This is a genomic window from Pedobacter sp. AJM, from assembly GCF_002197755.1.
Lineage (GTDB): Bacteria > Bacteroidota > Bacteroidia > Sphingobacteriales > Sphingobacteriaceae > Pedobacter.
This window is the reverse complement of record NZ_NHOT01000008.1, coordinates 39,503-54,785: the sequence shown is the minus strand read 5'-3', so window position 1 is coordinate 54,785 and position 15,283 is coordinate 39,503. Positions and strand designations below refer to the sequence as shown.

At 37.4% G+C, this 15,283-nt stretch carries 13 protein-coding genes; all 13 read right to left on the bottom strand.

Annotated elements, in window-relative coordinates:
• Positions 1–132: 132 nt before the first annotated feature.
• On the bottom strand, positions 133–1,449 hold the full coding sequence (locus CBW18_RS15435) for a DUF4302 domain-containing protein (protein ID WP_172406548.1): 1,317 nt from the start codon (positions 1,447–1,449) through the stop codon (positions 133–135).
• 16 nt (positions 1,450–1,465) lie between these two features.
• Positions 1,466–2,824 (bottom strand): putative zinc-binding metallopeptidase, encoded by a 1,359-nt coding sequence (locus CBW18_RS15430; RefSeq protein WP_088302223.1) that lies wholly within the window; start codon positions 2,822–2,824, stop codon positions 1,466–1,468.
• A gap of 2 nt (positions 2,825–2,826) precedes the next feature.
• Positions 2,827–4,287 carry a RagB/SusD family nutrient uptake outer membrane protein gene (locus tag CBW18_RS15425; RefSeq protein WP_088302222.1) on the bottom strand — a complete coding sequence of 487 codons (1,461 nt, stop codon included), beginning with the start codon at positions 4,285–4,287 and terminating at the stop codon, positions 2,827–2,829.
• A gap of 10 nt (positions 4,288–4,297) precedes the next feature.
• Complete coding sequence (locus CBW18_RS15420) at positions 4,298–7,918, bottom strand: SusC/RagA family TonB-linked outer membrane protein (protein WP_253249057.1); 3,621 nt, start codon at positions 7,916–7,918, stop codon at positions 4,298–4,300.
• A gap of 339 nt (positions 7,919–8,257) precedes the next feature.
• Positions 8,258–9,436, bottom strand: coding sequence for a FecR family protein (locus CBW18_RS15415; protein WP_088302220.1), 1,179 nt, complete (start codon positions 9,434–9,436; stop codon positions 8,258–8,260).
• 64 nt (positions 9,437–9,500) lie between these two features.
• Positions 9,501–10,094 (bottom strand): RNA polymerase sigma factor, encoded by a 594-nt coding sequence (locus CBW18_RS15410; protein WP_088302219.1) that lies wholly within the window; start codon positions 10,092–10,094, stop codon positions 9,501–9,503.
• Between the two features lie 157 nt (positions 10,095–10,251).
• Positions 10,252–10,794 carry a DUF420 domain-containing protein gene (locus CBW18_RS15405; protein ID WP_088302218.1) on the bottom strand — a complete coding sequence of 181 codons (543 nt, stop codon included), beginning with the start codon at positions 10,792–10,794 and terminating at the stop codon, positions 10,252–10,254.
• Between the two features lie 105 nt (positions 10,795–10,899).
• A complete protein-coding gene (locus CBW18_RS15400) occupies positions 10,900–11,595 on the bottom strand; it encodes an SCO family protein (protein ID WP_088302217.1) in 696 nt (231 codons plus the stop codon).
• Entirely contained in the window at positions 11,595–11,942 is a 348-nt protein-coding gene (locus tag CBW18_RS15395) for a cytochrome C oxidase subunit IV family protein (RefSeq protein WP_088302216.1), read from the bottom strand. The genes CBW18_RS15400 and CBW18_RS15395 overlap by 1 nt, the downstream gene beginning before the upstream one ends.
• 24 nt (positions 11,943–11,966) lie before the next feature.
• Positions 11,967–12,674 carry a cytochrome c oxidase subunit 3 gene (locus CBW18_RS15390; protein WP_088302215.1) on the bottom strand — a complete coding sequence of 236 codons (708 nt, stop codon included), beginning with the start codon at positions 12,672–12,674 and terminating at the stop codon, positions 11,967–11,969.
• 31 nt (positions 12,675–12,705) lie between these two features.
• A complete protein-coding gene (locus CBW18_RS15385; protein ID WP_088302214.1) occupies positions 12,706–13,272 on the bottom strand; it encodes a cytochrome c oxidase subunit 3 in 567 nt (188 codons plus the stop codon).
• Between the two features lie 16 nt (positions 13,273–13,288).
• Positions 13,289–14,197 carry a heme o synthase gene (gene cyoE / locus CBW18_RS15380; protein ID WP_088302213.1) on the bottom strand — a complete coding sequence of 303 codons (909 nt, stop codon included), beginning with the start codon at positions 14,195–14,197 and terminating at the stop codon, positions 13,289–13,291.
• Between the two features lie 12 nt (positions 14,198–14,209).
• Positions 14,210–15,268, bottom strand: coding sequence for a heme A synthase (locus tag CBW18_RS15375; protein WP_088302212.1), 1,059 nt, complete (start codon positions 15,266–15,268; stop codon positions 14,210–14,212).
• Positions 15,269–15,283 lie beyond the last annotated feature (15 nt).

The following is a 15,283-nucleotide window of genomic DNA, read 5'->3' as shown; positions in this document are numbered from 1 at the left end:
AGGCTACTTTCAAATCGAAAATAGCCTCCTATAATTGCAAGCTTAACAGCTTTAGAATTTAATTTGGCACTCCCTGTCAAAAAATGACTTTTGACACAGCCGCTAAGTACAAATTATTTAAGTTATACGTCGTTACTGTAAAGAGCCGGAGAATGTAAAGTTTGGATGTTCTACACTTTTAAACTGACCTAAGATCTCCCCCGTTGTTGGATTTGTAAAATAGGCAAGTGTGAAAGTATCTGCATTAATGCGTTGTGTAGTAAGTGGTGCCATTTGTGTTACAATTAAAGCAGCATTCCCTGTTGGTGCTGATCCTGTAAATTTATATACACCTGCTGTAGTTTTAGTAAAAGTATATGGAAAATCTGCAACAAACCTGTTTGCACCCTGATAAACATCAGCACTTAACAACATGGTATTATTTATGGTATTAAAATTAAAGACCATTCGATCTAATCTTAAATTATATCCTGATGTAAGTGTACCTGCTGCTGCGGCTGCTCTTCGGGTAATAAATTCTGTTCCCCATCCTGGGTAATTCGTACCATTCGGAACAATAATTCCGGAATATTGGATACCTAAAAGTAAGTGTAAAGGATAAATTGAAGTTGTTGAAGAAACGATTTCCAGTCTTACTCCGCCTACTGTGGTAAAATATACCTGCTTAGCCGGATCCCAGGTGAACTCGCTAATGGCTTTATCTTTATATATTAAAGGTTCCTTAAACCTTATTCCGGTTAAGGTAAAAGCAAAGCCAGTTGAAGTTGTAGTTACGCCAGCATTACCGTTATCCCAGATTAGGGTTATCAATTTTTGGAAATAGTTGATAGAAGTTTGAACCTTTATAGCGTCAACAAGCGTAAAATATAGGTTATTGTTAGCATCAATATAATCTACGGATGTTTGAATAGCATTTAGTAAACCTTTTTCATCATAAAGCTTTTTTTCAGCTGCCGTTGCCTTTACCAAAACCAATTTGCTTTTTAACAGCTTACCGGTTAACATAATGGAATCCCCTACCTGTTTATCAAATGTAAATTCGAAATCGGAATATAGTCCCCAACCTGCAACGCCACCAAAGGTATTGGGATCAGGATCGGCCAGAATATGTAAGTAACTATAAGTATCAAAAGATAATGTTGGATTTTGTAATGCTTTTACCCGAAATGTACTTTCCATACTTTCTCTAGCCGGATCAACATCCAGATCAGCATACATACTCACTTTATTATCTTTGGTAAAATTAAAGTAGAATGAATAGCCACCTCCGCCTTCCGGGTATAGGAATGCCTTCCAGCCGTTTGTACTCCCGGTTAATTCACTATTATATTTTGTTACAGCAGTAGAAACCCTTTCTTCAGGTCTTTTGCCATCAATCAATACCTCTTCCTTTTTACAACCCGTAAATAAGGCAAGAGAAAAAAGTGTATATATTAATATTTTTTTCATGTTGATTTCCCTTAAATTATTGCCCCATTGTTCCATAAAAATAGGAGTTAGCATTTGTGGTTTTATAAAATGCGCCTAGTGAACCTAAGTATCCAATTTCGCCTGGTATAATTTGATTAATCCAATTCGCCCTGAATGATCCCGTTGAAAAGTAACTGTTCACCCCTGCCATTCGGGCATTAATTACTCCCATGTTACTATACGTAGTTCCAGTTGGTTGAGTCGCCATTAAGGTAAATGTAGTTAAGCCAGTGTTTGCATTTAGTGCTAAAGTATAATCGGCATCGGCAAAATAAGTCGTAGTTCCTGTAGCATTTGTAAATGTATATCTCAATGTCATTACATTATTTGCTTTAAAAGTCATTAAGAAATCTTTAAGAACAAAGCCACCAGCAGCCATAGAAGTTCTTGCGGCATTCCACAACCCTAAAAATTCTGCAGATTGATTTGGGTCTGTGCTAGGGTTCGAATATAATGTAGTATAGCCTACTCCATAACCAGTTAACCTCGACAAAACAGGAGGAGATACTTTAAATAATGCCTTCTGAACTTCCTTCTGTAGCTGATAGAAATCAATGTTAAATGCAGTCTTAAAATAGTCTACCACATATTGTTCTTTTTTCTTCAGTTTAACCTGAGCATCTGCAGGTGTAGTGGCTACAATGGCATTATATTGTACCCTCCCCAACATTAACATATTGGATGACTGCTCTGCAAAATCTTCTATTGGCGATACCCTGGCATATTGTGTGATGAAACCCAAAGAATATGCTTCGGAAAGTGGCCGTTGAGTCCAGTTGGCTTCATAACCACCACGAGATACGGTTTGATATTCCGGAGAAAAATCCACCGTTTGATTCAAAATATGCGTGTACTCATGCTGAATCACCTGGATCATCTGTTTCACAGAATTGATATTCGTTTTATCAAACGAATTAATCACATAAAGAACAATTTTACGCCCGCCTTCTGCTGTACCTAAAGTGATAGAACCATTGCTGTTATATTCTGCACTACCAGCTAAAACGAATTGTTTTGGTGAGATTTTTTTTATAAAATCCCCTCCACCGGCAACTTCATATGGTCTGATCCACACATCACGAACCATTTCCATTGCAGGAATTACCTGTTCTACTGCGGGAGGAGTAATATTCTTTCCTGATGCTAATTCAAAACGGTCAAACCGATATTTGGTTTCAATATTATACGGATTCAAAAAGTTTTGATCTAACCAGATATCAGTCGAATTTTTATCTTTTATTATATTTTGGTCTATCGCATCCAGATTAGCATTCAGCTTAGATTCCTTTTTACAGGATGTGAGGATTGTAAACATGGCTAATGCAACCAATCCATATTTAAATGTTTTTTTCATAATTATCTTGGATTTTGGTTAATACCTGAAAGTGTAACTTGTGTAGGGAGTTGAAATAATCTTCTTGGATCATTAGCAGTAAGCTCCATGGTTGTAAATGAACCATTTACAGCATAAACACGATGCGTTACAGGTATTTTATACCTTAAAATATCAAACCAGCGCAAACCTTCCTGAGTAAATTCTTTTTTCTTAAAATCCAGGACAGTGGCGATTAACCCTTCTTTGGGATCTGCGATACCATAAAAAGCGGCAATTTTAGCTAATGTTATGGCATGAGTAGTTGCACTGTAATTTAAAATTCTGGTGCTGGCATAGGTGTTCAGATCCTGTAGGGCCAATGTATTTTGTCCTGATGAGGCATAAGCTTCTGCCCTATTTAATAAGGTTTCATCTGCTGTAAGTACAGGAACTATCGTGTATGGTTCTCCAATGGTGGCATTAGGACTTGTTTTCACAAAATATTCTTTCCATTTCAGCATACTATAATGTGGTTGCCCATAATAAGCTGATTTATATGACCAACGGGCTCCGGTAACATTATTGGTAAAAACTTCATTATTAATGATCTGCCCATAACCAAACCTAGGTGTTAGGGTTCTTGCCCATGATGAAGCGGTCTCAATTAATAATAAGGTAGATGGCTCTGACGCTTGGGTAAAATACAAGTACATTTCATCCAGGGTATAAGTATTATATCGAGTATTCCATGGTCTCAAAATGTTTGCAAATGAATTTCCCGGAGATACGGCACTTGCATATTGAATTACTTTATCGTAATCTTTTTTAAACAAAAAGAATCTCGCCGCAAACGCATTTCCTGCAGAAATATTAAAGTGATATTTAGGAATTTTATATGCCGTATTCCTTAAAAGCGGCAACCCTTCGGTTAAGTCCTTTTCTATATTCGCATATACGGATGCAACAGTACCTCTGGAATATTGGCCAACTACAACCTTCTCTGGTGAAGTTACATATGGAACCCCCGGAGAATCATTAGCGGTACCGGCCTCATACGTTTTGGAGAAAAGCGTAACCAACATAAAGTGAGCATACGCTCGGGCAAGCAATGCTTCACCTTTATAAGGTAAATAAGCCGTTTGATCAGGTGCCTTACCAATAGCTTCTAGTGCAGCATTAGCTGCTGCAATTGCAGTATAACAGGCGTTCCAATAATTAGTAGGTGTATCTTCAGTATAATTGTCATTATCTCTCCAATAGTAAGGAAAAACAATTTCCCTGTTTTCATCACCTATACCCGGACCTTTATCTTCTACATTATCTGATGATGTTTCCGTAAAAGCAATATAATTCCCTTCCGGATAAGCACTGGTTAATAATTCTGCTACTTTATCAACTGAATTTAATTGTGTTCTTTGATCTGGAGATTGCTCTAAAAACTTCTTACACCCCATGGTTGAAAGAAGAGAAAGGGCAACAATAGATATAAATATTTTTTTCATGATTTTTTATTTAGAATCCTACTTTTAAAGACAATGTGAACTGACGTGGTATTGGCAATGCAACACCACCCGATCCGAAGAATTCCGGATCTTGCCCATTCAACTTTTTATCTGAATAAATCAAGAATAAGTTGTTACCGACAGCACTTATTGAAGAATTAGTCAATCCAAGCTTCTTCGTATATTTTGATGGAATATTATAGCTAAGAATGACTTGTTTCATTCTTACAAAGCCTCCATCTGCCACACGTTCTGTAGAATAGTTATAATTATTATAAGCATAAATACTTCTAAAGTCAATTGCTTCAAGTGCATCTAAAATAGAAGGCACATTGGTTTTAAGTTCATCTCCTTGCATTTCCCAACGGCTTAAAAAAGCTTTAGGCATAGCATCCAAATCGGTATAGCTCGTTTTAAAAGCTGGAGAAAGACGTACTTTATTTCCTGCAGCAAAAGTAACCAGTGTAGAAAGTGTAAAATCTTTATACTTAAATGTATTGGAGAAACCACCAGTATATTTCGGATCAATTGGTCCTTCATATTTTAAATACTTAACCACATTGCTCTGCAAATAAACATCGCCACTAACCACCCCTTCATTATTCAGAAATTTTGGAGAACCGTTTAACGGATCTAATCCCTTGAAATCGATCGAGAATAAACCGCGTTGGGCATAACCTTCCAAAGCACCCCCATCTGGTCCAATTAAGTCAAAAATTAATGGCTGGTTCTTAAGGTTTGTGATTTCATTTTTATTGTATCCAAAAATGAGTTGTGATGACCAGCTAAAGTTTCCTGTCTTTAAAATACGAGCGCCAAGAGATGCTTCTATACCGTTTGATTTCATATCTGCATAATTGGCTTGCTTTACTGCTTCGCCTCCTATGCCGCCATTTCTAAATTCGCCAATTAGATCAAAACTCTTTCTCTGATAGGCATCTACAGTAAGGGTTAACCGGTCATTAAATAACCCTAAATCCAAGCCAAGATTTAACTCATGGACTTTTTCAAATGTTAACTCAGAATTTTCCAGCCCATCGATATATAATTTGGTCTCTTTTTCTGGTATGTAAGGCCTGCGTGTGGCCATACTTCTTAACACAAGACTAGAATTTTGAGCTGTACCCATGCTTGCAACTAGCCCATAAGTAGCACGAAGGGTAGCCCGGTTAATGATCTTTTTAATCCGCTCAGATTGCATAAAATTTTCTGTATCAATATTCCATGCGCCGGAGACATTCCAGGTAGGCAACCATCTTGCTGTAGGTGATTCACCCAAAAGATTTGATCCGTCATAACGCCCTGTAGCGTTAATACTGTACTTGCCTTTATAAGAATATGCGCCCCTTAATGAATAGTTTAAGTATCGTTCATAACGATAGCCCATACTATAATAATTAAAACCACCCTCTACATTTGATTTTACAATATTTGGATCGATAAACGGAATACCGCCCTTATCATATTGGTATCCATAACCATCAAATATTTTATTCTGACGGTTGATGTATCTCATTTCCTGAGTGGCAAAAAAGTTGACCAAATGATCTACGTTAAAAGTTTTATCATACTCCAAACTGTTTCTAACATAATAATTTACGATATTATCATCATTGGTTTTATAGAAACCTCCATAAGGCAATACACTAACCGGTAATGCATTTGGATCATCAGGATTGCGGTATAAAAATTTATTGTTCGATCTAACTGTTGCATCATTTGGACTTATACCAGCACGGTAAGCCTCAGCCATATTGGAGTTTTCGGTAATTTTATGCTCCTGACTGGTTTTAGCATAACGGTATGCTCCATCAAATGAATACTTTAAATCTTTCGTGATTTTATATCTTACCCCACCCTGAACCTTAAAATCAATTAAATTAAGTTCAAGCGTATTGTTTTCCAACTCATGTAAAATATTGAAGGGTGCGTAGTTCTGGGTAAAAAACTCACGATTTCCATTTGCATCAAAGGCAGTAAGAGCACGGCTGGTATTTAATGAATAACTGAATGGGTTAATATCAAAATCACGATCATATGTTCCATAAACCGGATTACCGTTTCTACCCAATGTACCTGGTGCTTTTTGGTCACGGATTGATCCCTGCGTAATGAGCTCAATACTTAATCTGTCATTAATTTCAAAGTTTCCACGAACATTGCCTGTAAAACGTTTCACATTATCGCCAACAGTCCAACCATTATCCTGCAAATAACTCGTTGAAGCATAAATCTTTGATTTTTCAGTACCTGATGAAATCCCTATTGAATGTTCCTGCATGAAAGACTGTTTGAATAAGATATCAAACCAATCTGTATTGGCATCCGCATAACGTTGCAAATATTGTTTTTGACTAAGTGCATCATTTTTTAATCCATACGTTCCGGTTGCAGCATCATATTTATACATTTCATTGTACATCTTGGTAAACACACCTCCATTTGCACTACGTGATGAACTGGAATGATTTAACCAACCCTTATTTTGCATTTCCAGATAAACGTTCATCTGATCTGCAGAATTTAAAATATCAAAATTATCATATGAGGGTTTCATGTAACTGGAAAAGTTACCTGTATAAGAAATAACAGGTTTCCCTTGTGTATTTCTACCTTTTTTAGTGGTAATGATCACCACACCATTCATTGCTCTTGCGCCATATTGGGCTGTAGCGGCTGCATCCTTTAAAATATTGAAACTTTCAATATCATCAGGGTTTAGCCCGGCTACGGAAGATCCAACCAAAGTTGAAGGATCACCAGTGGATAATTGTTCATTGGAAATGTTTACAACATCTTCCAGGATAATCCCATCTACTACCCATAATGGCTTATTATCTCCGGAAATAGAGGTTGCACCACGAACACGGATTTTTGGTGCAGCGCCAAACGTACCCGATACGTTTTGTACAGAAACACCTGCAACCCGCCCCTCCAGCATTCGGCTCACATCATTGATACCATCTCTTTTCACATCCGAAGCTTTGAGTGCTGTGGCGGCACCTGTAAATAACTTTTTATTCAGGTCCTGATAACCAGTTGAAACTACATTTACTTCACTAAGCTGTTCAGCATCTTCTGATAAAGTTACATTTATGGTGGTCTGACTTCCGATTTCAACTTCTGTTGATTTATATCCAACATAGCTAAAAACGAGTGTCGCTCCTTCTTTTACGGTGATGGTGTACTCTCCTGATGAAGTAGTAGAAACCGCATTTGATGCACCTTTTTCTCTAACGCTTACGCCAGGAAGCGCATTACCGCTTTTGTCTTTAACCTTACCTGTTACTTTTACAGCGACAAAATAATCGACTACTTTATCTAAGATTGACTTATCTTTTGGTTTAATTAAGATCGTTTTATCTTCAATAGAGTAGCTTAAATCCCTTCCGGCAATGATCTTTGTCATCACTTCTGTTATGGTTGATTGATTAAAGTTAGCGTTAAACGTAGTGGTACTTTTAAGCTTATTTGTTGATAGTAAAACATCGTAACCAGATTGCTTTCTAATTTCTTTAATCATTCTTTCCAGTGTTACGTTTTTATCATTTAACGTAACCAGTTGTCCAAACGAAGCTGCACTAACCTGCATGAGGGAGGCCAGTAATATGACCGTAATTAACTTCATCATCAATAGCAATTTAGGTATGTAGCGGCGATGCGTACATAAAATTCTTATATAAATTTTGTACATTTAATAGTCTGTTTTTTATCGATACACACTTATTGTTTAAGCACATCATGTGGTATCATGGTTTATTCAGGAAATAATTGATTTTTGGTTCCGGGTTACCGAAATAGCCAGACAGCAAAATTAAAGGGGTGTTGCAAGCACTCCTTTTTTATTTAGTTGGCCTTTGAATGTTAGTGGTGTTGTCGAAGTTTGTACATAGTTTTTTGGTTTAGGTTAAGGTTGATAGTTAGTAATATTTTTATAGATAAGGGTTAGTTACGTCCTCATCTTTTTGATTTAATCTTTGTAAACAATAAGCTTATTGCCTTGCATCTCAAAACGAACCTCACCGGTTTGTTCAAACTTGTGTAACACCTGAGAAATTTTATCAAATCTGCTTACTGTTCCGTAATACATTACATCCTTTGCTTCTTCGTCTGCGTATTCCACTTTGATGTTGTACCACCTTGATATTTTACGGAGGATACTTTCCTGTTTCTCATTATTAAACATAAAATATCCCTTTTTCCAGGCAACAGATTCATCAGTATCTACCGTATTGATTTTAATTCCCTGAGCTGATAATACAGATTGCTCACCAGGCTTTAAAATTCCATATTCTGCTAAATTAGTGCGCGAGGAAATGCGAACACTACCTTCTAATAGCGTTGTTCTGGTTGTGCGTTCATCTGCATAGCTATTAATATTAAAGTGGGTACCTAATACTTCTAATTTTTGCTTTTCTGTTTCTACAACAAACGGATGAGCACTGTCTTTAGCCACTTCAAAATATGCTTCCCCCTTTAATCTCACACTTCGTATGGAGGTTTTACTCATATTTAATGGATATTCCAGTGAGGATGCGGCGTTTAACCATATATCACTGCCATCTGGCAAGTGTATCTGCCATTCACCTCCGTTTGGTGTTGTAATGGTATTGGTTTCATTGCCGCCTGTAGACTGATCCTCATTCATCACATGGTAAACCAAATGACCATCAGCTGTTTTTGAAATGGAAAGGCCAGCTTCTTTAATCACATCTCCATTAGCAACATCACTTAATGAGATTTTTTTTCCGCTAGCCAGGGTAAGTATTGCCTTGTTTCCACCAGGCGCAATGTCAGTAGTAAAAACAGGTGACTTTTCTCGTATTTTATAAATGAATATGGATGTTAAAGCCAGAATTAAGACAGCTGCTGCCGCCCATTTGTAATAAAGTGAGATAGGAGGTTTCTGCTGGTATTTTAATTGATCTACAGATACAATTTTCTGAAGGATTGAATCCCATTTATGATGACTAATATTTATTTCATCATCATTGGTATGCACCAGATCATGGGCCATGAGTAAATTAAATATTTCTTCACTTACGGCGTCTGGATGATCTTCTATAAAGAGAAGTAATTCAGTCTTTTCAGCTTCCAACATTTGGCCAGACTGAAACTTATTTATCAGAAATAATACTCTTTCTTCCATAGATCTGATACTAAGAAGCACAAAGGACAAATCAGGACTATCGAAAAATTATTTTTTTTGTATTTTAATGAATCCCCTTGATTAAATAAATTAAAAAAAGAGATATTCCATGTTTAACTAAGCTTTCCCGAATACTTCTTAAAGCAATAACAAGTGCATTTTTAACAGTACTGGCAGATAGGCCTAAAATTTCGGCTATTTCAGGAATACTTTTACCTTCCACCCTACTTAATTCATAAATTTTTCTGCGTTGGTTTGGTAATTTAGATACTGTTGCAGTAATAATATGATTTATTTCATTGAGGTGGATGGCGTCAAGGGTCACATTGTCCTGATCGGCATGACGAATTTTTAAAAAACCTATGGCTTTCTCTTCCTTGATTTTTTTTCTGAGAAAGCTTAAGCATTCATTTGATACATATTTATAGAGATAGGCTTTTACATTATCAACGTGTTCCAGTTTATCACGGTTTAGCCATATACGCAAAAAGGCATCTTGAATAACCTCTTCTGCAGCATGCTCAGATTTAGTAAACTTAAACGCAAAAGACTGTAAAACAGAGAGATAATTAAAAAATAGAATAGAAAATGCTTTCTCGCTTCCTCCAACAATTGCCATAAGCAGTTCCCGTTCTTTTTCACTATCCTTAAAGGCCATATATCAATTGGTCATCATTCGTTTTAGTTAATTAAATCACGAGGGATATCAAAAGAGATATATTTATTCATCCCTATCAGGATGGCATAAACATTAGCCAATAATACATAATATTGGCTAATGTTTCACTAAAAATAAGCTAAAAATTAAAATCGTATCAATATTGATAATATGGCGAAATCATTAAATATACCACTACACCAGTAATGGCCACATAAAGCCATAATGGAAAGGTGATTCTGGCAATTTTGCGGTGCCGGTCAAATCTTTCGGCCAGTGCCCTTACATAGGTCACCAATACCAAAGGTATAATGGCGATAGATAACAGAATATGAGTTAATAAAATAAAGAAATAAATATATTTTATCGTTCCATCCCCTCCGAACTTAGTAGAAGGTGTTGTCATATGGTAAGCAATGTACATCACCAGGAATAATAAGGAACAGGCGATAGCCGATTTCATTAAGTTTTGGTGCAGGTTAACTTTACCGTTTTTAATAGCCCAAACAGCAATAACCAGTAACACGGCGGTTATGCCGTTAATGGTGGCATAGATGGGTGGTAAAAAAGGAAGAGTTGGCGCATCTATACCTAAATCCTTAAGCTTCACCACAAATAAAAAGGCCACTGCAACAGGTATGAAGATGGATAAAATGATGATCCACTTGCTATACTTTTTTTCAATTGGGCTATTTTCCATGCGTATATAAATCTTTTTATTATTTGTTGCTATATGCCATCACCAACTTTAGACTTTTGACTAAAGACTTTGGACTATGAACTTTGGACTTTTAACTAAAGCCCCCTACCTGCCGTCTTTAACATTCCGTAAGTATTCGGCAATGAGTACTTTTATTTCATCCTCCAAACGGGATGTAGCCTCAGGGCTGTCACTTTCATACATTCCCCTGATGCGGTGTTGAACATCAATCAGTATGATCTTATTTCCAAAAATAAAACTGGGCTTATCTTTTCTGTCATCCTCAATCACATCAAGTAATAAACCCTTTCTGATCAGTGGATAAGTCACACTGCTATCTCCTGCCAAAAAACTCCACTTATCCGCTTTAGCATGAAATGTAGCAGCATATGCCTTGTTTTTTGTCTGGTCAGATGGATCAACCGAAAGACTGATAAAGCGTACCAGTGGTTTCTCTTCATAACCATCAGATAACTTTTTAATGTACTGAACGACACTGGTATTATTGGAGCCGGTATAAAATAGGTTTAATACGATAATCTTATTTTTAAAGGCCGACCATGAAACCGTGTCCTGATCCTGATTGATCAGTTTAAAATCTGGTACCTGGTGATAAATGGTATCTGGTATTTTTTCACCTCTTACCGTATGAAAACTGGATGCAACGCTTTTCTCCCCGTAAATAGGAAGACTTTTGTAGCGGTTCTTCGCAAAGTGTGGCAATAAGTAAAAAAATAAAAATCCCGGTACAGCCAGAATGCTTACCAGGATTAAAAGTTTTTTGATGGTGTTACCTTTCATTAATGATTCATCATGTGGATATTTAAAAATCCACCTTCAATTAACATTAAAACAATAAAGTAAATAATGAAAATGAATGATACGGTTAAGGAAAGCTGTAATCCTAATTTTTCATACTTTAAGTGCATAAAGTATGCAACGATGTAGAAAGCTTTAACTAAGGTTAAAGCGATATAAACAAAGTTCCCAATAGCGTGAGACAAGTAGCCATTAGGCAAAACCCAAAGGGCTACGATAAATTCAATAATCGTAATTAATAAAAGGATACCGAAAACCTGCCAGATTTTACCTTTGGATAAACCTGCATGCTCTTCGTGTCCTTCTGTATGTGCGTGATGTTCTGACATGATAATATGTTTAGAAATGATAAATTAAACCAAATAGAAGAATGTAAATACAAACACCCATACTAAATCAACAAAGTGCCAGTATAAACCCACTTTTTCTACCATTAAGTAATGGCCTCTTCTTTCAAAAGTACCGTTAATGGTCATGATCAGAATAATGATGTTGATGACCACACCACTGAATACGTGAAAACCGTGGAAACCTGTAATGGTGAAAAATAAGTTAGCAAACTGTTGTGCCGCCACTAAAGATACATCACCGGTAAATAAGTGTTTCAATTCTTCAGCTGTTGGAATTTGACCCCACCAGAAACCTTCGTGGTGTAAGTGTGTCCATTCCAGTGCCTGGCAACCCAGGAACATGAAACCACCAATAATGGTAGCCACCATCCACCAGATCACTTCCTTCTTTGCACGGCGATGACCAGCTTCAACCGCTAAAACCATTGTTACCGAACTCATGATCAGGATGAAAGTCATGATACCCACAAATACCAATGGTGCACCAGTATCTTTAATACCTGGAATTGATTGGAAAACCAAATCAGGATCAGGCCATGTTAATTTAGAAAAGCGTTGTGCGCCATAATAAATTAATAAAGAAGAAAAGGTAAAAGCATCTGACAAAAGGAAAAACCACATCATGATTTTGCCATATTCTACCGACCACGGAGAACGGCCACCATTCCATGGCCCGGTTTTAACTTGATCTAATTGTGATACTGAATTCATTTGGAAATAGTATAATAGTTTGTTAACAAATTTAACGGTTCAAAAGTAAAAAAACATACAGATATATCCATAAGATATCTATAAAATGCCAAAAAATAGAAGCGATTTCCATCCGGTAATTGCTTTTGGCCGGAGAAATATTTCTGTAGCTGCCCACCAATGCATTAATGATTAATCCAACACCGCCGATAATATGCAGCAAGTGTAAACCCGATACCACATAGATAAAGGATATAGCGGCATTATTGCCTACCAGTGTTGCACCGGTTCTAACCATACTGCTCCAGGCGTTAAACTGCATCACGCCAAATACAACAGCCAGAATAACCGTTAACCACAGCATGTTGCGCTGAAGGCTGAAGTTTAGCTTTCGCATGGCTTTTGAAGCCAGCACGAGTGTAATGCTGCTCGCAATAATCACCAGCGTGCTGTAAATAAATGCATCAGGTAACACCAAGCCATGGCCTTTACCTTTTGATGCAGCAAATACCAGGTAATAGCTGGTAAAGCCACCAAACATGATGGTAGATGATACCACAAAAAGCCAGACGATAAATTTCCGGGGTTTTGGATCAAATGTATCTTGGATCTTTTCCATTGTTAGAACCATAAAATTATTGTGCTATAAAATTTAATAATAAAGCCAGCTGTACAGCTGGAATGTAAAAAAATGAACAGAACATCACTTTTCTGGCGTCTGCCAGTTCCCTGTTCATTAACAGTTTAAAAGCGAGCCAGCTAAATATCAGGCCTGCAATTAAGGATAAACCAGCCACATAATAACCACCGAAACCCATAATAGTTGGCAGTAAACTTACCGGAATCAAAATTAATGTACTGATGAAGGTAAGCAAAGCCGATGTCTTATCCCTTTTCTTGGTGGGTAACAACCGGAAACCCGCCTTTTTATAATCGTCATCCAATACCCAGGCAATGGCCCAGAAGTGAGGGAATTGCCAAACAAACTGAATCATGAATAACACAACAGCAACCCAGTAATCAACCTCATGAAACATCTCTGCTTTCAGGCTTCCGAAAGCAGCCAGGTAACCAATCAATGGTGGCAAAGCGCCCGGAATAGCACCAACAAAAACGGCTATCGGCGATTTCCGCTTTAAAGGCGTATAAACAAATGCATATAACAAAATGGAAAACACAGATAACAAACCGGTTTCCAGGTTCAGCTTACCCAATAACCAGGTACCTAGAAAAGCCATAAATACCCCCATTATTAATCCCTGTCCGGTGGTCATTCTGCCGGCAGGCATCGGGCGGTCTTTTGTTCTGGTCATCAGTTTATCCAAATCCTTCTCAATAATTTCATTAAAGCAATTGGCCGCTGCGGTAACCAAAAACCCGCCGGCAATCAATATCCCCCAATTTGCCCAGTCAATTGACGGAATGTGTCCCCTGCCAACCTGCATTTTCTGTCCGATTAAAAATGAGATCGATGCAGAAAACACTACCGTAAACGATAGCCTGAATTTAATGAGCTTAGAAAAATCTGAAAAAAATTGTTTCAACTTCCTTAAATATTATTGCTTATATGTACTTGTCCGGTAAACCAACAGGTAGAGATAAAACTGTAAACTGAATAACAACGTAGAAAACAAAATATGTATGGCCTGCGCTGCCGGTGGAAAAGCTAAATATGCCAGTGCAAATCCACTTAATAATTGAATAAGAAGCGTTACTAAAATAAATCGTGCGGTTAACAACGGTGCCGCCTTACCACTAAAACGATCGATCACCATTTTATATACGATGGCATTGGCGACGATCACCAGAATCGCTAAATCGCGGTGGTGAGAAAATATGTCTCCCAACCTGGATATCCAGCTGCTTCTTAATCCGCCTGATAGTGACTTAGCCACAACGTCAACAGATTCTCTAACCTCTGTACCCAACACGATCTGAAGAATGCTTAATACCACTGTAAACAATAAAAATCCTTTCAACCATAGTATCCGGTACATAATTACCGAAGGTGTTTTGTTTAGTTGCTTGGCATAACTATAAGTATAAATCGATATCGCTAAAATAACCAGCGCCAGAAGCATGTGTACCGTTACCACCCATTGTGCCAGATTAGTGGAAACTACAATTGAGCCTAACCAGGCCTGATACCCTACCACAAAAATATTGAGTATACTTAAGACAATGATGCGCTTGGCACGCTTCCGGTAAGTAAACGAAAAAACCAGTGTCAGCAACAAAAATAAACCCGCCATTACACCGACCAACCTGTTTACATATTCTACCCATGTTTTGGTTGGATTAAACTCTTCAGGGATGGTGATACTTTTGTCATGCCTGATGCGATCAGCCAATTCGGTTTTACCCATGCTTTCCAGGTACCTGGCAAACTTTTCATTCTTCTTTAATCTTCCCTCAACATACTTCTGCTGGTAATTTGCCGGAAGCTGCGAAATGTCAGTAGGTGGAATGTACCGATCAAAACACTTTGGCCAGTCAGGACAGCCCATACCAGAACCTGTACTTCTGACAATACCGCCCGCCAGTATAACCAATAATGTAACAATAATGGTTATAAAGTTAATCCTGATAAAATTTTGCTCTGATCTGCTGATCATATACCTTTTTATGTG

What these genes read in the sequence shown, in the direction of transcription:
- CBW18_RS15435 (WP_172406548.1), bottom strand. Translation starts at nt 1,449, where the DNA reads ATGAAAAAAATATTAATATATACACTTTTTTCTCTTGCCTTATTTACG.
- CBW18_RS15405 (WP_088302218.1), bottom strand. Translation starts at nt 10,794, where the DNA reads ATGGAAAATAGCCCAATTGAAAAAAAGTATAGCAAGTGGATCATCATT.
- CBW18_RS15410 (WP_088302219.1), bottom strand. Translation starts at nt 10,094, where the DNA reads ATGGCCTTTAAGGATAGTGAAAAAGAACGGGAACTGCTTATGGCAATT.
- CBW18_RS15375 (WP_088302212.1), bottom strand. Translation starts at nt 15,268, where the DNA reads ATGATCAGCAGATCAGAGCAAAATTTTATCAGGATTAACTTTATAACC.
- CBW18_RS15385 (WP_088302214.1), bottom strand. Translation starts at nt 13,272, where the DNA reads ATGGAAAAGATCCAAGATACATTTGATCCAAAACCCCGGAAATTTATC.
- CBW18_RS15415 (WP_088302220.1), bottom strand. Translation starts at nt 9,436, where the DNA reads ATGGAAGAAAGAGTATTATTTCTGATAAATAAGTTTCAGTCTGGCCAA.
- CBW18_RS15390 (WP_088302215.1), bottom strand. Translation starts at nt 12,674, where the DNA reads ATGAATTCAGTATCACAATTAGATCAAGTTAAAACCGGGCCATGGAAT.
- CBW18_RS15420 (WP_253249057.1), bottom strand. Translation starts at nt 7,918, where the DNA reads ATGATGAAGTTAATTACGGTCATATTACTGGCCTCCCTCATGCAGGTT.
- CBW18_RS15425 (WP_088302222.1), bottom strand. Translation starts at nt 4,287, where the DNA reads ATGAAAAAAATATTTATATCTATTGTTGCCCTTTCTCTTCTTTCAACC.
- CBW18_RS15400 (WP_088302217.1), bottom strand. Translation starts at nt 11,595, where the DNA reads ATGAAAGGTAACACCATCAAAAAACTTTTAATCCTGGTAAGCATTCTG.
- CBW18_RS15430 (WP_088302223.1), bottom strand. Translation starts at nt 2,824, where the DNA reads ATGAAAAAAACATTTAAATATGGATTGGTTGCATTAGCCATGTTTACA.
- CBW18_RS15395 (WP_088302216.1), bottom strand. Translation starts at nt 11,942, where the DNA reads ATGTCAGAACATCACGCACATACAGAAGGACACGAAGAGCATGCAGGT.